Below are 22,839 nucleotides of genomic sequence, written 5' to 3'. Positions count from 1 at the left end.
TCAGGCGTTGGAGTAGTGATCCCGCAGACCCAGCCAGCGCCGGATGAGCGGTTCGACATGGGCGGGATGCCTGTCCATCAGGAAGCGCGCCATCTTCTGTACCTGAGGGATGAGTGGCTGGTCGCGCACCAGATCGGCAATTTTGAGATCGGCCAGCCCCGTCTGGCGGGTACCGAGCAGTTCCCCCGGGCCGCGCAGCTCGAGATCGCGCTGGGCGATCAGGAAGCCGTCGTTGGTCTCCCGCAATACCCCGAGTCGGCTCTGGGCCGTCTTGGACAAGGGAGCATGATAGAGCAGCACGCAATGAGAGGCCACAGAACCGCGACCGACCCGGCCGCGCAGCTGGTGCAACTGGGCCAGCCCGAGCCGCTCCGGGTTTTCGATGATCATCAGGCTGGCGTTGGGTACATCCACCCCCACCTCTATGACGGTGGTGGCGACCAGCAGCTGCAGTATGCCCGCCTTGAACTCCTCCATCACCCGCTGCTTTTCGACCGGCCGCATCCGGCCGTGTACCAGCCCGATATGCAGGCCGGGCAGCTGGTTTTGCAGTTCGGCGGCGGTATCCTCGGCGGCCTGGCACTCCAGCACCTCGGACTCTTCGATCAGGGTACAGACCCAGTAGGCCTGTTTGCCCTCTTCACAGGCCAGCTTGACCCGCTCGATCACATCCGGGCGACGGCTGTCCGGCAGCGCCACCGTGGTGATGGGGGTGCGGCCCGGTGGCAGCTCGTCGATGACGGAGGTGTCGAGATCGGCATAGGCGGTCATCGCCAGGGTGCGGGGTATGGGAGTGGCAGTCATGATGAGCTGATGGGGATGGACTCCCTCCCGCTCCCCTTTTTCCCGCAGAGCGAGGCGCTGATGCACCCCGAATCTGTGCTGTTCATCGATGATGACCAGCGCGAGGCGTTGGAACACCACCTGCTCCTGGAAGATGGCGTGGGTGCCCACCACCATCTTGACGCTGCCATCGGCGATGGCGGCGAGCTGGGTTTCCCGCGCCTTCCCTTTCTGCTTGCCCGCCAGCCAGCCGACCCCGATACCGAGCGGCTCCAGCCAGTTGGCGAAGTTGATGGCATGTTGTTCGGCCAGCAACTCGGTCGGTGCCATCAGCCCCACCTGGCAGCCGTTGCCGATGGCCTGGAGGGCTGCCAGCGCCGCAACCAAAGTCTTGCCTGAGCCCACGTCCCCCTGCACCAGGCGCATCATGGGGTAGCTGCGTTGCAGGTCCTGGTTGATCTCGGCTACTACCCGATTCTGGGCACCGGTCGGTTTGAACGGCAGCGCTTCCAGCAATTGCTTGACGAGGGCAGGTGCCGGCTTGAGGGCGCGCGCCAGCTGGGTTTGCGCCTGGGCACGCACTTTGAGCACCGACAGGTTATGAGCCAGCAGCTCTTCCAGCACCAGTCGTTGCTGGGCCGGGTGCTGGCCGCTCTCCAGCAAGGCCAGCGCCACCGAGGGGGGCGGGCGATGGAGCAGGCGCAGGGCGGCGGCCAGATCGATCTGCTGGGGATAGAGGCCTGCAGGCAGCAGCTCCTCCACCCCGTACAGGTCGAGTTGAGCCAGCGCCTGATCGGTGAGGCTACGCAGGGTGAGCTGACGCAGCCCTTCCGTGGTGGGGTAGACGGGGGTGAGTGCCTCTTCGGTCTGACCGGCTTGTTCTTCACCGAGCAGCTTGTACTCGGGGTGGGCCATCTCGAGCCCGTATTTGCCGGGGCGCACTTCGCCGAAGCAGCGGATCAACCTGCCCTGACCCAGGCTGTTCTTCTGGGCGGCGGTGAAGTTGAAGAAGCGAAGGGTCAGAGTACCGGTGCCGTCACTGATGCGGCAGACCAGCATGCGGCGGCGCCCCATCACCAATTGAGTGTCCTGGATTTCGCCCTCGACGGCGCCGTGCAGCCCGGGCGGCAGATCGCCGATGGGCCACACCTGGGTACGATCCTCGTAGCGAAGGGGGAGGTGGAACAGCAGGTCCTGTACCGTGGCCAGCCCCAGTCGCTCGAGTTTCTCCTGCATCTTGCTGCCGACGCCCTTGAGGCTGTCGAGGGAGATTTTATCCAATTTCATCAATTAGATGCCCGAAAACACTGTAAATATGTCCAGATGATAGGGGTTATTGACGTCTCGGTGCAAGCCGCGTTGCAGTGACACCCGGCGCCAGGTCAGGGGCGGGATGCAGACCATGGCAGATCCTGACAAAAAGGCCTGCCGAAAACGGCAGGCCTTTGCACAGGTATCAACGAGTGAGGACGGGCAGCGTGTACCCCGGGTCAGATGATGCGCTTGAGCAGGATATGGGCCCTGACCCTGTGGATCCGGGCCAGCAGCTTGCGTACCTGTTCCGGGTAGTCCTTGATCTGCTCTATCTGATCGAAGTGGCTGATCCGCTTGGTGTTGGCGAGTATGTTCTCCCGCTCCCCGTTGAACTGGGCGCGCAGGTGATGGCGACGATCGTACACCAGCAGGCCGTTCTCCAGATCCAGCGCCCAGGCGCGGGGGTTCAGGTTGTTGCCGGTGAGCAGTGCCCACTCGTCATCCACGAAGATCCCCTTGAGGTGGTAGGAGTTGCGCTCGCAGCACCACAACATCAGGTTGAGACGGCCGGCATCGATGTGATGCTGATTGCGCTCGGCAAACTTGCGCAGATTGGTCTCGTACAGATAAGGCAGGCCACCTATGGTGGTGAACTTCTCTTCCGGCGGGATGAAGAAGTCGTTGGCCGTCTTGTCGCCCACCACTATGGTCACCTTGCAGCCGCGCTTGAGCAGGGCTTCGATGTCCTTGTTCAACTCCTTGGGCGGGTTGAAATAGGGGGTGCAGATGAAGATCTCCCGCTCGGTGGCACGCACCAGGGTACGGATCATCTTGTTGAGCTGATTGCCCCGCTTGCCCAGCCCCGTCATCGGAGTGATGGCGATCTCCTGGCTGTTGACCGGCATGCTCTCGAAGCGGTACTGGCCCAGGCGCAGGCTGTGCTTGAAGCGGCGGATCGGCCCCTTCAGTTGCTTGGCGGTGGGAATGTCGCTGCGATCGAGTCGCTGCACCGCTTCGCTCTTGAGGAAGAGATCGTCCACATAGTTGACCATGCAGCGGGTCAGCTCGGGGCTGGTGATCTGGTGATAACGGTCGAAACGGTAGCGATCCTGCTGATGCAGGTAGATATCGTTGAGGCTGGCACCGGAGTAAAGCAAGGTGTCATCGAAGATGAAGCCCTTGAGGTGCAGCACCCCGAGCAGCTCTCGTCCCTTGACCGGCACGCCGTAGATGGCGATCTGGTGTTCATGGCGGGCGGCCATTTCCTGATACATCAGGTGGTTGCCCCCCTGCTTGCCTTTGCCGATCAGGCCGCGTTGGGCACGGTGAAAATCCACGAACAACTTGATGTCGAGGGCCGGGTTGCGCTGCTTGGCGGCGTAGAGGGCAGACAGAATTTCCCGTCCCGCCTCGTCATCTTGCAGATAGAGCGCCACCAGATAGATGCGCCGAGTCGCGCTGGCGATAAGCGAAAGGATCCGGCTCTTGAAGTCCTTGGCGCTGTTGAGCACCTGAAACTGATCTGCGGCGACAGCGATCTGGGGCAGACGAGCCAACAGTTGTCGATAATGTGCCGATGAATGCATAGAGAAACCTGAAATCACTGCGTTAAGCGTTCCACTCGGAGCGATGGATAGGCGATTCTAGCAACCTCAACCTGTTAGCCAAAGAAAGAATCGTCATAAAGATGAAAAAGGCCTCACATCGGAGGCCTTTTTGACAGAGGTTATGTTCAAAGGAAGCTGTAGATGATCATCGCCATGACGCCACCCGTGGTGCCTATGATGGTCTCCATCACTGTCCAGGTTTGCAGGGTCTGCTTCTCGGAGAGGCCGAGGTAGCGATTGGCCAGCCAGAAACCCGAGTCGTTGACGTGGGAGAGCACTATGGCCCCGCCACCGATGGCGATGGTCACGGCTGCCAGCTGGGCTCCGTTCAGACCGAGCGGTTCCAGCATGGGCAGCAGCAGGCCGCAGGCGGTCAGCATGGCGACGGTGGCAGAACCCTGAATGACCCGCACGGCCGCCGCCAGGATAAAGGCCAGCGCGACTATGGGCAGGCCGGAGTCTGCCAGCATGTTGCCAAGGGCTGCGCCCACACCGGAATCCACCAGTACCTGCTTGAAGACGCCACCGGCACCGGTCACCAGTATGATGACGCCGGCAGGCTGGATGGCGCTGTTGCAGACGTTCATCACCTCGTCACGGGACATGCCGCGGCGCACCCCCAGCAGATAGAAGGCGGCCAAACAGGCGACCATGATGGCGGTGAAGGGGTGGCCGACGAACTCCAGCCAGTTATGCAGGGTGGATCCTGCCTCGACGAAGCGGCCGACTATGGTCTTGAGGCCAATCATCAGCAGCGGCAGACCGATCAGGCCCATGGCCAGTCCGAAGGAGGGGAGAGTCTTGCTATCGTCATGGGCGCTGCTCTGGGCATCGGCAGGGAGCGGCACATCCACCACCTTGCTGATCAGGTTGCCGAACAGGGGGCCCGCCAGGATCAGTGCTGGCACGGCGGCGATCAGACCGAACAGTATCATGTAGCCAAAATCGGCCCCCAGCTGGGACGCCACCAGAATGGGGCCTGGCGCGGGGATGAGGAAGGCCTGGCAGGTGGCGATGCCCGCCAGCAGCGCTATGCCTATCTTCACCACGCTGCCACCGCCACGGCGGACAATGGCAAAGGCCACCCCGATCAGCAGCACTACGGCGACGTCGAAGAAGAGCGGCAGAGCGCAGACGAAGCCAGTCAGTGACATGGCCCAGTTGGCGCGCTTGACGCCGAAGGTGCCGAGCAGGGTATGGGCTACCCGGTCGAGGGCGCCGGTGACTTCCATCACCTTGCCAAACATGGCGCCCAGTGCCACCACCACGGCGACGAAGCCCAGGGTGCCACCCATCCCTTTCTGGATGGTAGTGGCGATCTCCGCCGGGTTCATGCCGGCGGCGAGGCCGGCCACCATGGAGACCAGGATGAGGGAGACGACCGCGTGCAGGCGGGCCTTCATCACCAGAAAGAGCAGCAGCACTATGGAGCCCGCGGCCGTCATGATCAGGGAGAGGTCAGACATTGTTGTGCGTTCCTTGTTCCAAGTTCAGTATCGACACCCTGCCGATCCGTCAGCAGACCATATCTTTATGATTTATTTAGATTTATGGCCAGGGCTCAAGGTCGATTGCCCAGGTGACTGTGAGTTCGCTCAGTCTGTGGCAGACTTCACATTTCTTGTTGTTACCGGTAACATGTTACCGGTAACGTGCTAAGTTAGAACCCATCAGCAGCACGATTTTTGAAAAATGGGATAGAGGTCAAACAATGGCGGGCAAGAGCATTATCGTGATGGGTGTGTGTGGTAGCGGCAAGTCCAGCGTCGGCCTCAAGGTGGCCCATGCGCTGGGTGCCAAGTTCATTGATGGTGATGACCTGCACCCCAGAGCCAATATTCAGAAGATGGCGGGTGGCAACCCCCTCAACGATGAGGATCGAGCCCCCTGGCTGGAGCGGATCCGTGATGCGGCTTACAGCCTGGAGCAGAAGAACGAGGTGGGCGTGATCGTCTGCTCGGCCCTCAAGAAGCAGTACCGCGACCAGATCCGCGAGGGCAATGAGTCAGTGCATTTCCTGTTTCTGGACGGTGATCAGCCGCTGATCCTCGAACGGATGCGGGCACGCAAGGGCCATTTCATGCGGGAAAGCATGGTACAAAGTCAGTTCGATACGCTGGAACGTCCGGATGGCGAGGCCGGGGTATTCCATATCGATATAGATGGCACCTTCGAACAGGTGGTCGACCGCGCCGTCTCAGCGTTGGAGCAAGCCGTATGACACACATTGTTATTTCCGAGGTTACTGCGCGCATTCGTGAGCGCAGTGTCGCCCGTCGCCAGGCTTTCCTGGCCCGTATTCAGCGCCAGGCCGAACAGGGCAAGACCCGCGCTGCCCTGGCCTGCGGCAACCTGGCCCACGCCGTAGCCGCCTGCAGCAGTGACGAGAAGGGTCGCATTCTCGACATGACCCGAGCCAACGTCGGCATAGTCACTGCGTACAACGACATGCTGAGCGCCCATCAGCCCTATCAGGGCTACCCGGACATCATCAAGGCCGCGCTGGCCGAACTGGGCCACAGCGCCCAGGTGGCGGGTGGCGTACCGGCCATGTGCGATGGCGTGACCCAGGGCCAGCCCGGGATGGACATGTCCCTGTTTTCCCGCGATCTGATCGCCCAGGCGACCGCACTGTCACTCTCCCACAACACCTTCGACGCCACCCTGCTGCTCGGCATCTGCGACAAGATAGCCCCGGGCCAGATTATGGGGGCGCTCTCCCACGCGCACCTGCCCACCGCCTTCGTGCCGGCCGGCCCCATGGCCAGCGGCATCAGCAACGATGACAAGGTGAAGGTGCGCCAGCAGTACGCCGCCGGTGAGCTGGGCCGCGATGCCCTGCTGGAGATGGAGTGCGGCGCCTATCATGCACCGGGCACCTGCACCTTCTACGGCACAGCCAACACCAACCAGCTGGTGTTCGAGGCCATGGGCCTGATGCTGCCGGGCTCCGCCTTCGTCCATCCTCACAGCAAGTTGCGCCACGCGCTCACCGAAGAGGCTGCCCGCCGCATCAGCGCCATGATCCCTGGCTCTCCTGCCTACCGCCCCTTGAGCGAGGTGCTGGACGAGCGTTCGCTGGTCAACGGGCTGGTGGCCCTGCTCGCCTCCGGCGGCAGCACCAACCACAGTATCCACATGGTGGCGCTGGCCCGCGCCGCCGGTCTGCACCTGACCTGGGATGACATCAGCGATCTCTCGGATGTGGTGCCGCTGCTGGTGCGCATGTACCCGAACGGCCCGGCCGATGTGAATGCCTTCGAACAGGCGGGCGGCGTGCCCGGCCTGATGCGCCGTCTGGCGCAAGAGGGGCTGATCCACATGGATGCCACCCCTGTGTTTGGCGAGATGCAGGATTACCTGAGCCGTCCGGCGCTGGTGGATGGCGAGCTGGTGTGGCAGCCGGTGGGTGAAAGCAGCGACGGGAGCGTATTGTCGCCGACCGGTTCCGTATTCCAGGCGACCGGCGGTACCAAGCTGCTGGCGGGCAATCTGGGCCGCGCCGTGGTCAAGGTCTCCGCCGTGGCCCCCGAGTATCGCGTTATCGAAGCGCCCGCCCGAGTTTTCTCCTCCCAGCACGCTGTGGAGGCGGCCTACAAGGCTGGCAGCCTCAATCAGGACGCCGTTATCGTGGTGCGCCACAACGGCCCGGCGGCCAATGGCATGCCTGAGCTGCACAAGTTGATGCCTGTGCTCGGCAACCTGCAGAAGGCGGGCCACAAGGTGGCGCTGGTTACCGATGGCCGCCTCTCAGGCGCCTCCGGCAAGATCCCGGCGGCCATCCATGTCACCCCGGAAGCGCTGCACGGCGGGGCCATTGGCCTGCTTGCCGATGGCGATCTGCTGCGGGTGGACGCAGTGACAGGCCGCCTCGATTGCCTGACCGATTTGAGTGGCCGTACCCAGGCCGAGATTGACCTCACTCTGGAACAAGAGGGGTGGGGCCGTGAACTGTTCAGCGTGATGCGTCGCGCGGTATCGAGCGCCGAGTGTGGCGCCACCATCTTTGATTAAGGAAGCGTTATGCAAAACTGGAAAGTGACCCCTGCCGAGGTGTTTGCCGCCTCTCCGCTGGTACCCGTGATGGTCATAAGCGACTTGGAACAGGCCCTGCCGATGGCCAAGGCGCTTCTCGATGGCGGCATCTCGGTATTCGAGATCACACTGCGCACCCCGGTGGCGCTCGATGCCATCGCCCTCATCGCCAAGGCGATGCCGGATGCCATGGTCGGTGCAGGCACAGTGCTCAACTGCGCGCAGTTTGACGCAGCCGTGGCTGCCGGTGCCCGCTTCGTCATCTCCCCTGGGATGACACCGGCGCTGCTGGCCCACGCCGCCAACAGCACGGCGCCCTTGATACCGGGTGTTGCCACCGCCTCCGAAGTGATGCAGGCGCTGGAAGCAGGCTACGACCATCTGAAGTTCTTCCCGGCCGAAGCGAACGGCGGCACCAAGGCGCTGGCTGCCATCGCAGCACCGCTTCCCCAGATCAAGTTCTGCCCCACCGGCGGCATAGGCCCGAAGAACGTGGCCGACTATCTGGCGCTGAAATGCGTCGCCACCGTCGGCGGTTCCTGGATGCTGCCGGCCGATGCGGTCAAGAGCGGTAACTGGGAGGAGGTGACTCGCCTCTCTCGCGAAGCGGTCGAGCTAGTTAAACGCTAAGCGCGCGTTCTTTATAAAAAAGAGCAGGCCACCCCGGGGTGACCTGCTCTTTTTTTGCATTTGAATCAGGAGGATAAATCGGCTGGCGTTTCGGATCAGACTGCTTCGCGTGCGTACCGTCAGGCTTTGACCCTCCCTTTGCGCAAGCGTCAGCCCAGGCTCTCCCCGACATAGAGGGAGAAGCCCATATCCTTGCGGGTGTCGGGCAGTGGCTGGCCGCTGAGTCGGGCCAGCAGCATGGTTGCCGCCTCACGGCCTATCTCCTTGCGTGGTGTGACGATACTGGCCAGCTTGGGGGTCATGGCATGGCCTATGTCGAGGGCGTTGCTGCCGGCGATGGCGATCTGCTGGGGCACGGGTATCCACTTTGCCTGACACTGCAGCAGGGCGCCAACCGCCAAGTCGTCATTGGTACAGAAGAGGCCATCGAGGTCGGGATAGCGCACCAGCGCCTGATCCAGCAGTTGACCACCCAGGGTGAAGCTGGAGGATTGCTCGGTCAGCAGGTGCTGACCTGTCAGGCTGAAATCGGCCATCGCCTGGTAGTAACCCTCCATCCGCAGCTGGGTGCGCACGTCGAGCCGCGCCCCCAGGTAAACCAGCTTGCGTCGGCCCCGGCGCAGCATCTCTGTTACCATGGCCCGGGCGGCAGCCCTGTGATCCATCCCCACTACCATGTCTATGGGGGCTTGCGGCAGATCCATGGTTTCCACCACGGGAATGCCGGCGGTAGCAATCATCTTGCGGGTGCGCTCCGTGTGCTGGCTGTCGGAGAGGATCAGGCCGTCCACGTGATAGGAGAGCAGGGAGGCCACCTGCTCCTCTTCCCGCTCCGGGCTGTAGCCGTAGTGAGCGAGCAGTGTCTGGTAGCCGGCGGGCCGGGTCACCGACTCTATGCCATGTACCACGGCGGAAAACACCTGGTTGGAGAGAGAGGGGATCAGGATGCCGATCGCCTTGCTGGTGGCGTTGGAGAGAATGTCAGGTGCCCGATTGGGGATATAGCCCAGCTCTTCCACTGCGGCGGCGATCCGCTCACGGGTGCCCTCGGCCACGGCGTGAGGATCGCGCAGATAGCGGCTGACGGTCATCTTGGTGACCCCGGTCAGGTCGGCTATGTCCTGCAGGGTAGGGCGGCGTTTGCGGGTGTCGTTCATCTGGGGATCCGGCAGGAATGTTACACGTAACATTACCGTTTTTGTTTAACAAAGTCAGCATATGACGCCATCAGTAGAGGATGACTCGGATGATCAAGGGCAAGTGCTTCGAGGGGAAGCGTTTCGAACAGCAGGATGTGGAAGAGGAACAGTTTGATGGTTGCCGCTTTGTCGACTGCAACTTCTCCTGGCTGGACTTGAGCGAGAGCCGCTTCGTTGACTGCACCTTCTATGAGCGGGAGCGCGAGCTGGGCTGCCAGTTGCAGGGTTGCGACCTGCGGGAGGCGAGCTTTCTGCGCTGCGATCTGACTCTGGCAGATCTCAGCCGCAGCCAGTGCCTGGGGCTGGAGATGCGCGACTGCCAGGCCATGGGCATCAATTTCGCCCACGCCAGCTTCGCCAACCAGATCACCGTCAAGAGCTACTTCTGCGAGGCCCATCTTACGGGCAACAACTTCAGCTACGCCAATTTCGATGGCTGCCTGCTGGAGCGATGCGAGCTCAGTGGCAACCGTTGGCAGGGGGCCAGCTTGCTGGGGACCTCGTTGGCGGGATCCGATCTGAGTGGCTCCGAGTTTGGCCAGATAGACTGGGCCAGCTTCAACCTGCAGGGCTGTGATCTGCGTCAGTGCGATCTGCCCGGGCTGGATCTGCGCCGGATCAACCTGGACGGCGTACAGATCAATGAAGAGCAGCAACAGGGTTTGCTGGAGCAGATAGGTCTGGTGGTGTTTCCTTGAACGTTTCGGAAAAGAGGTAAATTTCCACCATCTGGCACTGAGCTGCGGTGAATGCTGTTATCAAAAAAGCCTGTGTAATGCAGGCTTTTTGTCATTTTGGCTGACCAGTGATCAGTCGGCTCTTGGTCAATCCCCTTTGAGGGGATCAATGCATTATCCGGCATATCTGATCAGCCCTTGGCCAACCATTTTGTCGGATTGATGGCCTCGCCCTGATAGCGGATTTCGAAGTAGAGGCCGGGTCTGTCCTGGCCGCCACTGTCACCGACCAGAGCCACTGGTTCGCCCTGTTCCACATTCTGGCCAACCTGGCGCAGCAGCGACTGATTGTGACCATAGAGGCTCATATAGCCACGGCCATGGTCGATCACCAGCAACATGCCGAAACCGTCCAGCCAGTCGGCGTAGACTATCTGGCCCGGTGCGACCGCCTTGACCTGGGTACCTTCGCTGGCACCGATCAGAGTGCCCTTCCACTTGAGCTGGGCGGTGCGCGGCGAGCCATAGGAGATGAGGATGGGCCCCTGCACCGGCCAGCGCAGGCTGCCGTTGGTCTTGAGACCGCCGTAGCCGCCACTGCTTGCCTTGGCGCTGCTGCTGCGCGCAGCGGCTTGCTGATCAGCCACCCTGTCTTGTTGTTCGGCGACTCTCTGCTGCTCGGCGGCGAGTCGTTGCTGCTCGCCGACCTTCTGTTGTTGAGCCGCGATCCGCTGTTGTTCTGCAATCCGTTTCTGTTCGGCGGCCAGTCGTTGGGCCTCCAGACGGCGCTGGCGTTCCTGCTCGGCTTTCAGCTTGGCCAGCCGTTCCCGCTCGGCCCGTTCGCGACGCTCCTGCTCTTCCCGCTGGCGGCGAAGCTCTTCCAGCCTGGCTTTCAGGGCTTTTTCCGCCTTGACCAGCTTGGTCAGCTTCAGCTCGTCGTTTTGCACCGATTGTTGCAACTGGTTGCGCACCTTGGCACGGCTCTGCTGGCTGGCCAACAGGCTCTGGTGATGCTGTTGCTGTTCGCTCAGCAAGGATTGCAGCTTGCTCTCGGTCTCTTTGGTGGCCTGCTGGTTTTTGGCCAGCTTGGTGCGGGTCGCGCGCAGGGCTTCGATGGCCTCGATGCGGGCCTTGTTGAGATAGTCGTAGTAGTCGAGAGAGCGGCTCAGTTTGGCCGGATCCTGCTGGTTGAGCAGCAGTTTGAGGTAATCGTGGTTGCCCGCCTGGAAGGCGCTTTCCGCCTGCTTGGCCAGCAACTGCTTCTGATGCTTTGCCTGTTGTTCCAGATCCAGCTTGTCCTGTTGCAGGCTTACCAGCTTTTGCTGGTTTTTTTTCAGCTGTTGCCTGGTCTGCTCGAGCTTGGCGGCGGCGGCCGAAATGGCCTGCTCGTCAGCCTTGAGCTGAGTATTGAGTTTGGTCAGCTCTTGCTTGCTGAGCTTGATGGTTTTCTGCTGTTCCTTTATCTGGGACTGCATGGTGCCGAGCTGCTGGTTGGCAGCCAGGGCCTTGCCCGCGATAAACGACAGGCAAAAAAACAGCGCGCCGGCCAACAGGCCGACGCGACTGGTTTTGTTTGAAATAACTTCGCATCCCCGCATGGGGAAGGATTATTTCAGAATCATCAGGGGCTTGCCAGTCATTTCCGGCGGCACAGGAAGACCCATCAGGGTCAGCATGGTCGGGGCCAGATCGGACAGTTTGCCACCTTCAAGCACCTCGGCCTTGCGACCGAAATAGATGAGGGGAACCGGCAGGTTGGTGTGGGCTGTGTGAGCCTGACCCGTCTCTTCGTCCAGCATCTTCTCGGCGTTGCCGTGGTCGGCGGTGATCAGGCATTCGCCGCCTACTTCGGCCAGGGCCTCGGTAACGCGACCGACGCAGTGGTCAACGGCTTCACAGGCTTTGACGGCCGCATCGAATACGCCGGTGTGGCCGACCATGTCGCCGTTCGGGTAGTTGCAGATGATGGTGTCGTACTTGCCGCTCTTGATGGCAGCAACCAGCTTGTCGGTCAGCTCTTCGGAGCTCATTTCCGGCTGCAGGTCATAAGTCGCCACTTTCGGGCTGGCAACGATCTCGCGGTCTTCACCGGTGAAGCAGGACTCTTCGCCACCGTTGAAGAAGAAGGTGACGTGGGCGTACTTCTCGGTTTCGGAGATGCGCAGCTGGGTTTTGCCCTGCTTGGCCAGCCACTCACCCAGGGTGTTCACCAGGGCAGTCGGCGGGTAGGCACAGGCAGTTTTGATGTCGGCCGCGTATTCGGTCAGCATCACGAAGTTCAGCGCAGGGGTAGCTGCACGGGCAAAGCCGGTGAAGTCACTGTCAACGAAGGCGCGGGTGATTTCACGGGCGCGGTCGGCACGGAAGTTCATGAAGATCAGGGCATCGCCATCCTGCATGGGGGCGGCAGCACCGATGCGGGTGGCCTTGACGAACTCGTCGTTTTCGTCGCGGGCATAGGCAGCGGCCAGGGCTTCGCTGGCGCTGTCGGCGGTGAACTCGCCCTTGCCCTGAGTCATCAGGTCATAGGCTTGCTGCACGCGATCCCAGCGGTTGTCACGATCCATGGCGAAGTAGCGGCCGATCATGGAGGCGAAACGACCCTTGCCCAGACGGGCAAACAGGGCATCGAACTGTTCGATGGAGGACTGGGCGGAGCGCGGCGGAACGTCGCGGCCATCCAGGAAGGCGTGGAAGTAGATCTGCTCGGCGCCACGCTTGGCGGCCATCTCGATCATGCCCATGATGTGCTCTTCGTGGCTGTGTACGCCACCCGGGGACATCAGACCCATGATGTGAACGGCTTTGCCCTTGGTCACGGCAGAATCGACAGCCTTGGCCAGTTCGACGTTCTGGAAGAAGTCGCCGTCCTTGATCTCTTTGGAGATGCGGGTCAGCTCCTGATAGACGATGCGACCGGCGCCAATGTTGACGTGGCCCACTTCGGAGTTACCCATCTGACCATCCGGCAGACCCACATCCAGGCCGGAGCCGGAGATCAGGGTGCTGGTGTAGTCACGGGCGAGACGGTCGAGGTTGGGAGTCTTGGCGGCAGCGACGGCGTTGTGCTCTTGCTTGGTGCTGTAGCCCCAACCGTCCATGATGACCAGAACCAAAGGTTTCTTAGCTGTTGACATAAGGCTATGTCCTCTCGGATAGGAATGAATTGCGGGAAGTGAAACTAGCGTAATATTACTACATCTGCCGAAATAGTCACCTGATAGCCAAGCCCTTGCCAACACCCGCCGCGGACTGTTGCCAGCCTGTTTCCCCTTTGTCGCCGGCTTGTCCCCTCACTCGACGAATCCTCGCCCCAAGAGACGGGACGCCACTTTTTATTCCGATCCGTTATGGGGTTCCCGCCTGATGGGAGCCCGCTCCCGCTTTGCCGCCAAGATGGCTGATCTTGGTGGGGTCACCATGTATACTCGGGCCCTTGTCTTGGTCCCTGGATAGTAGAAGATGCAAGAGTATTTGGATTTTGCGGCCCGTAACCCGCTGCTGACCGCAGCCTGGTTCGGCCTGGCAGGCACTCTGGTTTACACCAGCGTGCGTGCTCGTTTTTCTCCGGTGAAGACGGTGAACAACCACACGGCTACCCTGCTGATCAACCGTGAAAATGCCACCGTGGTGGATATTCGCAGTCAGGAAGAGTTTGCCAAGGGTCATCTGGCCGGTGCCCAGCACCTGTTGCTCAGCCAGATCCAGAGCAATAATCTGGGCCCGGTTGAAAAGCATAAAGATGCCCCCATCATAGTTGTGTGCGAGTCGGGGATGACCGCTGGTGGCGCGGGTCGCCAACTGAGCAAGGCCGGTTTCAAGCAGGTGTATGTGCTCAGCGGTGGCATGGCCCAGTGGCGTGCAGATAATCTGCCGGTGACCAAAAAACGCTGATTTAAGGGCCTGCGCCCACTCATTATCTTAAAAAGGAATCAAACGAAATGGCTGACGAAATCAACAACCAGGAAGTGCAACCGGAATTCCACATCCAGCGTGTCTACACCAAGGATGTCTCTTTCGAAGCCCCGAATACCCCGCACATCTTCCAGAAAGAGTGGCAGCCGGACGTCAAGCTGGACATGGACACCAAGACCAACATCCTGGCTGATGGCGTGTACGAGGTTGTACTGACCCTGACCGTGACCTGCAAGCTGGAAACCGAGACCGCTTTCCTGTGTGAAGTGCAGCAAGCCGGTATCTTCACCATAGGCAACCTGCCGGAGCCGCAACTGGCTCACTGCCTGGCCGCCTTCTGCCCGAACATACTGTTCCCGTATGCCCGCGAAGCCGTGGCCAACATGGTGAGCAAGGGGTCCTTCCCGCAGCTGAACCTGGCACCGGTCAACTTCGATGCCCTGTTTGCCCAGCACATGGCGCAAGCACAGGCCCAGCAGGCGACTGCGGAAGCCTGATAATGGCTGACCAGATCGCTATCTCGGTCTTGGGGGCGGGGTCTTATGGCTCCGCCCTTGCCATTTCTCTGGCGCGCAACGGTCATCCGACCTTGCTGTGGGGTCACGACCCTGCCCATGTCGCCGAGCTGGAACACGACCGCTGCAACAAGGCCTTTTTGCCTGATGTCCCTTTTCCTGCGGATCTGCAACTGACCGCCGATTTGCAACGGGCGGTACAAGCCGCTCCCGTCCTGCTGCTGGTGGTGCCAAGCCATGTGTTCGGCCAGGTGCTGAGCCAGGTCAAACCCTTCCTGCGCCCCGATACCCGTATCGCCTGGGCCACCAAGGGGCTTGAACCTGACAGCGGCCGTCTGCTGCAGGATGTGGCCCGTGATGTGCTGGGGGAGACTATTCCGCTGGCCGTGATCTCGGGCCCCACCTTTGCCAAGGAGCTGGCCGCCGGTCTGCCGACCGCCATCTCGGTGGCGTCGACTCACGACGACTTTGCCGATGAGCTCTCCCATCTGCTGCACTGCGGCCGTTCGTTCCGGGTTTATACCAATCCGGATTTCGTCGGCCTGCAACTGGGTGGTGCGGTCAAGAACGTCATCGCCATCGGTGCCGGTCTCTCTGATGGTCTGGGCTTTGGCGCCAACGCCAGAACCGCGCTCATCACCCGGGGTCTGGTGGAGATGCAGCGCCTCGGTGCGGCGCTGGGTGCCGATGCCAAAACCTTCATGGGGATGGCGGGGCTCGGGGATCTGGTGCTGACCTGTACCGACAACCAGTCCCGCAACCGTCGTTTCGGTCTGGCTCTAGGTGCAGGCAAGGCGGTGGAGACTGCCATGGCCGAGATCGGCCAGGTGGTGGAAGGTTATCGCAACACCAAGGAGGTGCATCTGCTGGCGGCCCGTTGTGGCGTCGAGATGCCCATCTGCGAGCAGATCTTCCAGGTGCTCTACCAGGGCAAGAACCCGAAAGAAGCCGCGATTGCTCTGCTAAGCCGGGACAAACGCGATGAATAAGAGCAAATCCCATTAGGCTGTTTTATTAGCCATTTTGAACCTGGGCAGTGCTCGAAATCTTCACGTATGCCTATACGCTCAGGTTTCTGCGCGCTGTCCGTGTTCAAACTGCCGTCAACAACGACGCCTACTGAGATAGGCTCATTCGGTTCGTCGGATAGCAAAAGGCCCTGCCAGATTGGCGGGGCCTTTTCATGTGTGGTGTCAAAGGGGACCAACCTTGATGGATGATCGCCACTGGCACGGGATCAATAGTAGGAGTGATCGCCGCGCTGGTGCTCGGTGGCATCTTTGACGCCGTTGAGCTCGCCAGGGAATTTTTCCAGCAGCTGCTTCTCGATCCCCTCTTTCAGGGTGTAATCGACCATGGAGCAACCGTTGCAACCGCCGCCAAACTGCAGGATGGCCAGCTTGTCTTCGGTCAACTCGACCAGAGTTACCTTGCCACCGTGACCGGCCAGCATGGGGTTGACCTCGGACATCAGCACATATTCAATGCGGTCGATCAGCGGTGCATCGTCGGCCACTTTGCGCATCTTGGCGTTGGGGGCTTTGAGGGTGAGCTGGGAGCCCATCTGATCGGTGACGAAGTCGATGGTGGCATCGACCAGGTAAGGGGCGCTCAGAGGATCAACCAGGCAGTCGAATCCGCTGAAAGGCAGGTGTTGATCTTCCGGATCCACCGCGTCGGGTGGGCAATATGATACGCCGCACTCGGCATTCTGGGTTCCCGGATTGACCACAAACACCCGGATATTGGTGCCATCAGGCTGTTTTTCCAGCAGTTTACGGAAATGGGCCTGGGCGGTGTCGGAAATGCTGATCATCACTATCCTCATAAACCTGAGTGTACGACTAGGGTATTCATGATAACTCGCTTGGCAGTGCTTGGGTAGCATGCAGATGGCGCTTAACATATGTCAAATATACCTATGGCAGCCTGATGTGGCTGAGCCTGCGGTATACATACCTAGGGTTATTTGAGATGTTTGAGCGTACGGCAAATGGCCCACACTTCCACTTTTTCGATGCCGCTCTCGTGCAGCAAGCGGGTGAGTTGGCCCGCCGTCGCCCCCGTGGTTACCACATCGTCGAGCAGGGCCACATGCCGATAGCGATGGGGGCGAACGTGAAAGGCGCCCCGCAGATTCCGCCGCCGCTGACCGGCACTGAGCCGGGTCTGCTGGGGGGTTGCCTTGGTGCGACTCAGCAACTGCTTATCACAAGGAATACCGGTGATCTGGCTGAGGGTGGTGGCTATTTCCTCAGCCTGATTGAAGCCGCGCCACCACTGCCGCCACCAGTGCAGGGGAACAGGGATGATGACTTCTGGGGGCTCGTCTCTCTCCAGATGATCGGCCAGCAGGCGTGCGAGCAGTGGCGCCAGCAGGAGCTGGCCGGCGTATTTCAGCTGGGGAATGAGCATGGGGTAGGGTGCCTGATAGTCGCCAATGACCTGCAACCGCTCCCAGGGTGGTGGCCTGCGCTGGCAGCGGCCACAGATCAGCTCCTTATCTCCCATGTATTCCGGCAAGGGGGCCGCGCACAATGTGCATCTGGGGTAGGACTGGTACAGGGCTTGTCGACACCAGCTACAAAGCAGTGGCTGGCTATCACATGCTTGCTGGCAGAGCAGACAGCTGCCCTGCCAGTCGGCGTGGCTGCCAAGGATCGGACTTGCTTTGGCTAGCAGCCGCTTTAACATGCTGACCCCAAGAGAATGAACAGGGATCTTGAGTCTAGATGAGCGTATCGGTAGAGCGATTTGGTCAGGGACCCGATCTGGTGCTGTTGCACGGATGGGGCATGAATGGCGCAGTCTGGCATGGTATTGCCCAGCAGTTGGCGGCACATTATCGGCTGCATCTGGTGGACTTGCCCGGGTTTGGCAACAGTCCGCTGCGCGAGGGGAGTGATTATTCATTGCCCTGGCTGGCAGAGCAGATTGCCATAGTCTTGCCACAGAAGAGCCATCTGCTCGGCTGGTCCCTCGGTGGTCTGGTAGCAAGCCAGCTGGCCTTGACCCAGCCTGAGCGACTTCATTCGCTTATCACTGTGGCTAGCTCTCCCTGTTTCATGGCCCGGGATGAGTGGCCAGGTATAGCTCCCAAGGTGCTGACCGGTTTCAATCAGATGTTGGCGGGAGACTTCAGACAGACCATAGAACGCTTTCTGGCGATCCAGGCCATGGGCAGCGAGCATGCCCGTGATGATATCCGTCAGCTGCGCCACTGGCTGGCGGAACGCCCCGCCCCTCAGTTTGCTGCGCTGGAGGCCGGACTCGGTTTGCTGGCAGATGTGGACCTGCGCGATGAGCTGCTACAACTGAGCCTGCCCTGGCTGCGCGTCTATGGCCGGCTGGATTCCCTGGTGCCTAAAGCCTCCATTGCGCTGCTGGATGAGCGCTACCCAGCCAGCCACAGCGTGGTGCTGGAAAAAGCCTCACACGCACCCTTTATTTCCCATCCCCAACAGTTCGTTGAAATCGTTCGACATTTTGTTGGTTGAAAAACAGACGATTTACTTCATTAATCCTCTGGCGTGACGGATAATTAATCCAACGTCAGAGGAGAGTTGTCATGCGCATAGATTCTGCATTGAACAGCGGAGTACAAGGGTTTCAGCGAGCGGAGCAGATTGCCGACAAGGCATCCAGCCAGATTGCCCGGCTCAACACGCCGAGTGGCGATCAGGTGCAGTTGCCTGACGAACTGGTCAACCTCAAGGTGGCCGAGGTGCAGGCTGGTGCCTCTGCCAAAGTGATCCAGACTGCCAGTGACATGATGGGTACCCTGATCGATATCCGGGTCTGACATGAACATCAATGTCAGTCTGCCGACCCTTATTCCTAATCAGCTGCAACCGCAGACGGAATCGGCACGCACTGACAATCGCCGTGCAGCACTCATCCCCCAGACTCGTCAGAGCGAGGCATTCAATGCCGAGCCTGAAGTCGGCTCGCAGAAAGACAAGTCCAAGACCAGCCAGGCCAATGCCGCCCAGACCTCTCAGCAGACGCGGGAAGGGTCACAGACCAGCAACCCGCAAACGCCCGTGGATAACCGCTTTGTTGAAGCCACGGGTGAGGATGGCCAGCGCAACAAGCAACAGCAGGATCCCAAGCAGCAGGAGCAGCAACAAAAGCAGGAGCTGCAGATCAAGGAGCTGGTGGACAGGGATCAGGAGGTTCGCACCCACGAGCAGGCTCATCAGGCTGCAGGCGGCCAGTTTGCCAGTAGCCCTACTTATCAATTCTCGATGGGACCGGACGGCAAGCGTTATGCCACTGGTGGTGAGGTTTCCATCGACATCGGGACTATCCCTGGTGATCCCGAGGCCACCATTGCCAAGATGCAGCAGGTACGGACTGCCGCTCTGGCGCCTGCCGAGCCTTCCGCACAGGATCTGAGTGTGGCCAGAAGTGCCGCAGCCAAGGAGGCCCAAGCCCGCAAGGCAATGATGACGTCCAGCTCCCAGTCAGGTGCTACGCCTGCTGATGGTGCACGGACCGGCGTGCTGAACACCTATATGGAGCAACGTAATCAGGTCATCGCCCAGCGATATCAACAGGCGGTCAGGCCCGCGGCGCAGCAGGGTCTCAGCCTAAGCGTCTAGGCACACTACTTTTCCCCGATTTTTCTATCCCGCCCCGGTTTTTTGCAACTAATCTGAGGGGTAATCCCATTCATCCTCACAGGAGTCGCCATGCACTTTGATGAAGTCAAACCGGAAGATTTTGCCACCTTCTCCCGTGTTCCCCCTCCTCACCTTCAGATGGAACAGTTCTTGATGCAACTCGGTGGCGGCGGGACTGAAGGGACCCATTTCAAGAAGAAGGTCATGCTGGCGGCCGGTTGGAGCCACACTGGCGTCGTTTCTTATGGCAAGTACCCACAGGAAGCCTGCAAGGCATTCAATCGGCTGCGGGAGGTGCTGGTACAGCATCAGGATCCGGAAGGTATTCTGGCTACCCTCAGTCAGTAAGCCAGGCCTTGTAAAAAAGCCCCTCGCGGGGCTTTTTTCATTTCTTGGTTTTGGAGAGAGCAGCAGCGAACGCACTGCCCATGGCGCCACCCATGGGTGCTGCCTGACGGGACTCGTTTCTGGGTTTGGCACTGCCAGCGCCAGCGTTGCGTGGCTCGGCAGGCTTGCGGGCCGGTTGTCCGGCTTTTTCGTCCAGCCGCATGGTCAGGCTGATCCGCTTGCGCGGGGCATCGACCTCCAGCACCTTGACCCTCACTATGTCCCCTGCCTTGACCACCTCGCGAGGGTCCTTGACGAAGCGATCGGCCAGGGAGGAGATGTGGACCAGCCCGTCCTGATGGACACCGATATCGACGAAGGCGCCGAAGTTGGTGACGTTGGTGACCACGCCTTCCAATATCATCTCTGGCACCAGGTCGCTTATCTTCTCCACCCCATCCTTGAAGGTGGCGGTCTTGAACTCGGGGCGCGGGTCGCGGCCCGGCTTGTCCAGCTCGCCTATGATGTCGGTGACAGTGGGCACGCCGAACTGCTCATCCGTATAGTCAGCCGGCTTCAGGCTGCGTAGCAGGCTGCCGTTGCCGAGTAGGCTTTCAACTTGCTGCTGGAGTTGCGCCAGGATCCTTTCAACCACAGGGTAGGATTCCGGGTGTACCGCCGAGCTGTCGAGAGGATTGCTGCCCCCGCGAATACGCAGAAAACCGGCACACTGCTCGAATGCCTTGGGACCGAGCCGGCTCACCTTCAGCAACTGCTGGCGGCTCTGGAAGGCGCCGTGCTCGTCCCGATAGGCGACGATATTCTGGGCTAGTGTCTGGGAGAGACCGGAGACCCGATTCAGCAGAGCGACCGAGGCTGTGTTCACATCCACCCCGACTGCGTTCACGCAATCTTCGACCACGGCATCCAGCCGCCGTGCAAGCTGGCTCTGGCCTACGTCGTGCTGGTACTGGCCCACACCGATACTCTTGGGATCGATCTTGACCAGCTCGGCCAGGGGATCCTGCAGGCGGCGGGCGATGGATACGGCGCCACGGATAGAGACATCCAGATCCGGGAACTCCTGGGAGGCAAGCTCGGAGGCGGAGTAGACAGAGGCGCCCGCCTCGCTGACCACGACCTTTTGCGCCTTGGCTGCGGAGTAGTGCTCGAATAGTTCGCTCACCAGCCGATCGGTTTCCCGCGAGGCGGTGCCGTTGCCGATGCTGATGAGCTCCACCTTGTGCTTCTGGCACAGCTCGCTAAGGGTTTTGAGGCTCTGATCGACCTGTTTCTTCGGCTCGAACGGGTAGATGGTGGCGTGATCGACCAGCTTGCCAGTGGCGTCGACCACGGCCACCTTGACTCCGGTACGGATACCCGGATCCAGCCCCATGGTGCAGCGCATGCCAGCCGGGGCTGCCATCAGCAGATCCTGGAGGTTCATGGCAAACACCTTGATCGCCTCCTCTTCTGCCGATTCGCGGATCCGGCCGATCAGCTCGGTCTCCATCTGCAGCGACAGCTTGATCTTCCATGTCCAGCTCACGACACCTTGCAGCCACTTGTCGGCCGGACGGCTTTGCAGATTGAGTTTGAGGTGGTGGGCTATGATGCCTTCACAAGGGCTGGCGCTCTCGTTTTCACCTGTGACCAGCGCCAGATTGAGGACCCCTTCATTGCGCCCGCGCAGCATCGCCAGTACCCGGTGGGAGGGAGCCTTGTGCAGCGGCTCGTCATGTTCGAAGTAGTCCTTGAACTTGGCACCTTCTTGTTCTTTGCCTGCCACCACGCGAGCGCGCAGAGTGGCGTTGTGCCACAGATAGTCCCGCAGTTTCTCCAGCAGGTCTGCCTGCTCGGCGAAGCGCTCCATCAGTATGTAGCGGGCTCCATCAAGGGCTGTTTTGCTGTCAATGATGCCTTGTTCGGAATTGAGGAAGCCGGCAGCGGCCTGTTCGGGATCCCGCATCGGGTCCGTGAGCAGCAGGGTCGCCAGTGGCTCGAGCCCCGCCTCTATGGCCATCTGTCCCTTGGTGCGACGTTTGGGTTTGTAAGGGAGATAGAGGTCTTCCAGCCGGGTCTTGCTGTCGGCGCCATTCAGCTCGCGGGTCAGCTCAGGGGTGAGTTTGCCTTGCTCCTCGATGGAGCGAATGATCACCTGGCGGCGATCCTCCAGCTCGCGCAGATAACCAAGGCGGCTCTCCAGGGTGCGTAGCTGGCTGTCATCCAGGCCACCAGTCACCTCTTTGCGGTAACGGGCGATAAAGGGCACTGTCGAGCCTTCATCCAGCAGGCGCACGGCTGCCTGCACTTGTTCCGGACGGGCATTCAGCTCACCGGCAATCTGTCTCTCTATTACATGGCTGTGCATCGGGGATCTCTGTGGTCGCTTCTATCCAACTGGCCTGGGTGGCGTCGACTTGCTGCGGCTGGGTATATTACCCGCCAGCAGGTCGCGTCTCTACACTATGAGGATGTGCATCATGGCGTGTACCGAGAGTGCCACCGAGATCGGTTTGCGCCATAAGGCGCCAAATGTGAGCACTATATGGGGTCGCGCGACTGTATGCCACCCTGGCGAAATGACGTAAATGGCTGCTGAGTCCAAGGGTGGGGGAAGAGACCGAGCGATCCGCTCCCCGTCATGGAAGAGAAGATGTCCGGGAGGGAGGGGCACTATGCTGCCCGGTATGGCGGGGAGGACAAGTCTCCCCGGCTGCGTCATTTGGGATAGCTGATGTCATTGATATACCAGCAGGCGTCACCGACTGGCGTAGGTACTATGGCCTCATCCCCGACCTCTTTCTTGAGCAGGGCCCGAGCCATGGGAGAGTCGATGGAGATGTAATCCTTGCGGCCAAAAATCTCGTCATAACCGACGATGCGAAAGCGCTTGGTGTCACCCTCTTCGTTTTCCACCTCGACCCAGGCGCCGAAGAATACTTTGCCCTCCTGGGCGGGAGCATAATCGACGATCCCCAGCTCCTCGAGGCATTTGCGCAGGTAACGCACCCGTCTGTCGATCTCCCGCAGCCGCTTCTTGTTGTACTGGTAGTCTGCATTCTCGCTGCGATCCCCCAGGCTGGCGGCCCAGGCGACCTTGCGCGTGGTCTCGGGGCGCTCTTCGCGCCACAGGAAATCGAGCTCTTCTTTCAGCTTGTTGTAGCCTTCGCGAGTGATGAGCTTGGTCTTCATGAATTTCAGGTACCTGCGTCAATGTGGGCTGATGAGCCTCTTATGGCTCGGCGGATCTTAGTCGCTGCCATTTCTGT

The 22,839-nt window shown here is 60.5% G+C and carries 21 protein-coding genes; 11 read left to right on the top strand and 10 right to left on the bottom strand.

What is annotated here, in order from left to right; genetic code table 11:
• From recG to gntU, 3 genes are all read right to left on the bottom strand, one after another.
• The gene (gene recG / locus AC1P02_RS03845) at nt 1-2,070 is read right to left on the bottom strand and encodes an ATP-dependent DNA helicase RecG (RefSeq protein WP_005319842.1); all 2,070 of its coding nucleotides are present in this window, start codon (nt 2,068-2,070) and stop codon (nt 1-3) included.
• A gap of 203 nt (nt 2,071-2,273) precedes the next feature.
• Nucleotides 2,274-3,623: a CDP-diacylglycerol--serine O-phosphatidyltransferase gene (gene pssA, locus AC1P02_RS03840; RefSeq protein ID WP_017412320.1), complete on the bottom strand. Its 1,350-nt coding sequence runs from the start codon at nt 3,621-3,623 to the stop codon at nt 2,274-2,276.
• A gap of 146 nt (nt 3,624-3,769) precedes the next feature.
• On the bottom strand, nt 3,770-5,110 hold the full coding sequence (gene gntU / locus AC1P02_RS03835; protein WP_485184167.1) for a gluconate transporter: 1,341 nt from the start codon (nt 5,108-5,110) through the stop codon (nt 3,770-3,772).
• A 245-nt stretch (nt 5,111-5,355) separates the two neighbouring features.
• Between gntU and AC1P02_RS03830 the strand changes: the two genes are divergently transcribed.
• The 3 genes from AC1P02_RS03830 to AC1P02_RS03820 are packed head-to-tail and all read left to right on the top strand — an operon-like array spanning nt 5,356 to nt 8,309.
• A complete protein-coding gene (locus AC1P02_RS03830) occupies nt 5,356-5,865 on the top strand; it encodes a gluconokinase (protein ID WP_275907565.1) in 510 nt (169 codons plus the stop codon).
• Nucleotides 5,862-7,658, top strand: coding sequence for a phosphogluconate dehydratase (gene edd, locus AC1P02_RS03825; RefSeq protein ID WP_485184165.1), 1,797 nt, complete (start codon nt 5,862-5,864; stop codon nt 7,656-7,658). The genes AC1P02_RS03830 and edd overlap by 4 nt, the downstream gene beginning before the upstream one ends.
• A 9-nt stretch (nt 7,659-7,667) precedes the next feature.
• Nucleotides 7,668-8,309: a bifunctional 4-hydroxy-2-oxoglutarate aldolase/2-dehydro-3-deoxy-phosphogluconate aldolase gene (locus tag AC1P02_RS03820; RefSeq protein ID WP_125600896.1), complete on the top strand. Its 642-nt coding sequence runs from the start codon at nt 7,668-7,670 to the stop codon at nt 8,307-8,309.
• A gap of 149 nt (nt 8,310-8,458) precedes the next feature.
• On the opposite strand, the gene AC1P02_RS03815 is transcribed toward AC1P02_RS03820, so the two are convergent.
• Nucleotides 8,459-9,466, bottom strand: coding sequence for a substrate-binding domain-containing protein (locus tag AC1P02_RS03815; RefSeq protein ID WP_485185415.1), 1,008 nt, complete (start codon nt 9,464-9,466; stop codon nt 8,459-8,461).
• An 89-nt stretch (nt 9,467-9,555) separates the two neighbouring features.
• On the opposite strand from AC1P02_RS03815, the gene AC1P02_RS03810 reads away from it, so the two are divergent.
• Nucleotides 9,556-10,206, top strand: a complete 651-nt coding sequence (locus AC1P02_RS03810; RefSeq protein WP_448764715.1) for a Qnr family pentapeptide repeat protein — start codon at nt 9,556-9,558, stop codon at nt 10,204-10,206.
• 170 nt (nt 10,207-10,376) lie between these two features.
• Here the strand turns inward: AC1P02_RS03810 and AC1P02_RS03805 are convergent, their stop codons facing one another.
• Complete coding sequence (locus AC1P02_RS03805; RefSeq protein ID WP_087756712.1) at nt 10,377-11,783, bottom strand: peptidoglycan DD-metalloendopeptidase family protein; 1,407 nt, start codon at nt 11,781-11,783, stop codon at nt 10,377-10,379.
• Between the two features lie 9 nt (nt 11,784-11,792).
• Nucleotides 11,793-13,322 carry a 2,3-bisphosphoglycerate-independent phosphoglycerate mutase gene (gene gpmM, locus AC1P02_RS03800; RefSeq protein ID WP_021141093.1) on the bottom strand — a complete coding sequence of 510 codons (1,530 nt, stop codon included), beginning with the start codon at nt 13,320-13,322 and terminating at the stop codon, nt 11,793-11,795.
• Between the two features lie 325 nt (nt 13,323-13,647).
• Here gpmM and AC1P02_RS03795 point away from each other — a divergent pair, with 325 nt between their 5' ends.
• The 3 genes from AC1P02_RS03795 to gpsA are packed head-to-tail and all read left to right on the top strand — an operon-like array spanning nt 13,648 to nt 15,604.
• Nucleotides 13,648-14,079, top strand: coding sequence for a rhodanese-like domain-containing protein (locus AC1P02_RS03795; protein ID WP_005319811.1), 432 nt, complete (start codon nt 13,648-13,650; stop codon nt 14,077-14,079).
• Between the two features lie 47 nt (nt 14,080-14,126).
• A complete protein-coding gene (gene secB, locus AC1P02_RS03790; protein WP_005319808.1) occupies nt 14,127-14,597 on the top strand; it encodes a protein-export chaperone SecB in 471 nt (156 codons plus the stop codon).
• 2 nt (nt 14,598-14,599) lie between these two features.
• Nucleotides 14,600-15,604 carry an NAD(P)H-dependent glycerol-3-phosphate dehydrogenase gene (gene gpsA, locus AC1P02_RS03785; protein WP_005319805.1) on the top strand — a complete coding sequence of 335 codons (1,005 nt, stop codon included), beginning with the start codon at nt 14,600-14,602 and terminating at the stop codon, nt 15,602-15,604.
• 248 nt (nt 15,605-15,852) lie between these two features.
• Here the strand turns inward: gpsA and nfuA are convergent, their stop codons facing one another.
• Nucleotides 15,853-16,431, bottom strand: a complete 579-nt coding sequence (gene nfuA, locus AC1P02_RS03780; RefSeq protein WP_017411920.1) for a Fe-S biogenesis protein NfuA — start codon at nt 16,429-16,431, stop codon at nt 15,853-15,855.
• A gap of 149 nt (nt 16,432-16,580) precedes the next feature.
• Nucleotides 16,581-17,309: a ComFC family protein gene (locus tag AC1P02_RS03775; protein ID WP_485184160.1), complete on the bottom strand. Its 729-nt coding sequence runs from the start codon at nt 17,307-17,309 to the stop codon at nt 16,581-16,583.
• 38 nt (nt 17,310-17,347) lie between these two features.
• Between AC1P02_RS03775 and bioH the strand changes: the two genes are divergently transcribed.
• The 4 genes from bioH (at nt 17,348) to AC1P02_RS03755 (ending at nt 19,588) form a co-directional block, all read left to right on the top strand.
• Nucleotides 17,348-18,112 (top strand): pimeloyl-ACP methyl ester esterase BioH, encoded by a 765-nt coding sequence (gene bioH / locus AC1P02_RS03770; protein ID WP_485184158.1) that lies wholly within the window; start codon nt 17,348-17,350, stop codon nt 18,110-18,112.
• 71 nt (nt 18,113-18,183) lie between these two features.
• A complete protein-coding gene (locus AC1P02_RS03765) occupies nt 18,184-18,417 on the top strand; it encodes a hypothetical protein (RefSeq protein WP_005319796.1) in 234 nt (77 codons plus the stop codon).
• Nucleotide 18,418: 1 nt separating this feature from the next.
• Complete coding sequence (locus tag AC1P02_RS03760; protein WP_169047220.1) at nt 18,419-19,219, top strand: putative metalloprotease CJM1_0395 family protein; 801 nt, start codon at nt 18,419-18,421, stop codon at nt 19,217-19,219.
• A 90-nt stretch (nt 19,220-19,309) separates the two neighbouring features.
• Complete coding sequence (locus tag AC1P02_RS03755; RefSeq protein WP_005319791.1) at nt 19,310-19,588, top strand: hypothetical protein; 279 nt, start codon at nt 19,310-19,312, stop codon at nt 19,586-19,588.
• 37 nt (nt 19,589-19,625) lie between these two features.
• On the opposite strand, the gene AC1P02_RS03750 is transcribed toward AC1P02_RS03755, so the two are convergent.
• Both AC1P02_RS03750 and greB read right to left on the bottom strand, forming a co-directional pair.
• Complete coding sequence (locus AC1P02_RS03750) at nt 19,626-21,938, bottom strand: Tex family protein (RefSeq protein WP_485184154.1); 2,313 nt, start codon at nt 21,936-21,938, stop codon at nt 19,626-19,628.
• Between the two features lie 350 nt (nt 21,939-22,288).
• A complete protein-coding gene (greB, locus tag AC1P02_RS03745) occupies nt 22,289-22,762 on the bottom strand; it encodes a transcription elongation factor GreB (RefSeq protein WP_005319766.1) in 474 nt (157 codons plus the stop codon).
• Nucleotides 22,763-22,839: the final 77 nt, after the last annotated feature.

It is taken from the genome of Aeromonas sp. TS_SC_11 (assembly GCF_057318915.1).
Note: the sequence above shows the minus strand (reverse complement) of the source record. Positions and strands in the feature narration are given on the sequence as shown.

Bases quoted from the DNA above. Each gene is read 5' to 3' on its own strand.
- recG (WP_005319842.1), bottom strand. From the start codon at position 2,070: ATGAAATTGGATAAAATCTCCCTCGACAGCCTCAAGGGCGTCGGCAGC.
- pssA (WP_017412320.1), bottom strand. From the start codon at position 3,623: ATGCATTCATCGGCACATTATCGACAACTGTTGGCTCGTCTGCCCCAG.
- gntU (WP_485184167.1), bottom strand. From the start codon at position 5,110: ATGTCTGACCTCTCCCTGATCATGACGGCCGCGGGCTCCATAGTGCTG.
- AC1P02_RS03830 (WP_275907565.1), top strand. From the start codon at position 5,356: ATGGCGGGCAAGAGCATTATCGTGATGGGTGTGTGTGGTAGCGGCAAG.
- edd (WP_485184165.1), top strand. From the start codon at position 5,862: ATGACACACATTGTTATTTCCGAGGTTACTGCGCGCATTCGTGAGCGC.
- AC1P02_RS03820 (WP_125600896.1), top strand. From the start codon at position 7,668: ATGCAAAACTGGAAAGTGACCCCTGCCGAGGTGTTTGCCGCCTCTCCG.
- AC1P02_RS03815 (WP_485185415.1), bottom strand. From the start codon at position 9,466: ATGAACGACACCCGCAAACGCCGCCCTACCCTGCAGGACATAGCCGAC.
- AC1P02_RS03810 (WP_448764715.1), top strand. From the start codon at position 9,556: ATGATCAAGGGCAAGTGCTTCGAGGGGAAGCGTTTCGAACAGCAGGAT.
- AC1P02_RS03805 (WP_087756712.1), bottom strand. From the start codon at position 11,783: ATGCGGGGATGCGAAGTTATTTCAAACAAAACCAGTCGCGTCGGCCTG.
- gpmM (WP_021141093.1), bottom strand. From the start codon at position 13,322: ATGTCAACAGCTAAGAAACCTTTGGTTCTGGTCATCATGGACGGTTGG.
- AC1P02_RS03795 (WP_005319811.1), top strand. From the start codon at position 13,648: ATGCAAGAGTATTTGGATTTTGCGGCCCGTAACCCGCTGCTGACCGCA.
- secB (WP_005319808.1), top strand. From the start codon at position 14,127: ATGGCTGACGAAATCAACAACCAGGAAGTGCAACCGGAATTCCACATC.
- gpsA (WP_005319805.1), top strand. From the start codon at position 14,600: ATGGCTGACCAGATCGCTATCTCGGTCTTGGGGGCGGGGTCTTATGGC.
- nfuA (WP_017411920.1), bottom strand. From the start codon at position 16,431: ATGATCAGCATTTCCGACACCGCCCAGGCCCATTTCCGTAAACTGCTG.
- AC1P02_RS03775 (WP_485184160.1), bottom strand. From the start codon at position 17,309: ATGTTAAAGCGGCTGCTAGCCAAAGCAAGTCCGATCCTTGGCAGCCAC.
- bioH (WP_485184158.1), top strand. From the start codon at position 17,348: ATGAGCGTATCGGTAGAGCGATTTGGTCAGGGACCCGATCTGGTGCTG.
- AC1P02_RS03765 (WP_005319796.1), top strand. From the start codon at position 18,184: ATGCGCATAGATTCTGCATTGAACAGCGGAGTACAAGGGTTTCAGCGA.
- AC1P02_RS03760 (WP_169047220.1), top strand. From the start codon at position 18,419: ATGAACATCAATGTCAGTCTGCCGACCCTTATTCCTAATCAGCTGCAA.
- AC1P02_RS03755 (WP_005319791.1), top strand. From the start codon at position 19,310: ATGCACTTTGATGAAGTCAAACCGGAAGATTTTGCCACCTTCTCCCGT.
- AC1P02_RS03750 (WP_485184154.1), bottom strand. From the start codon at position 21,938: ATGCACAGCCATGTAATAGAGAGACAGATTGCCGGTGAGCTGAATGCC.
- greB (WP_005319766.1), bottom strand. From the start codon at position 22,762: ATGAAGACCAAGCTCATCACTCGCGAAGGCTACAACAAGCTGAAAGAA.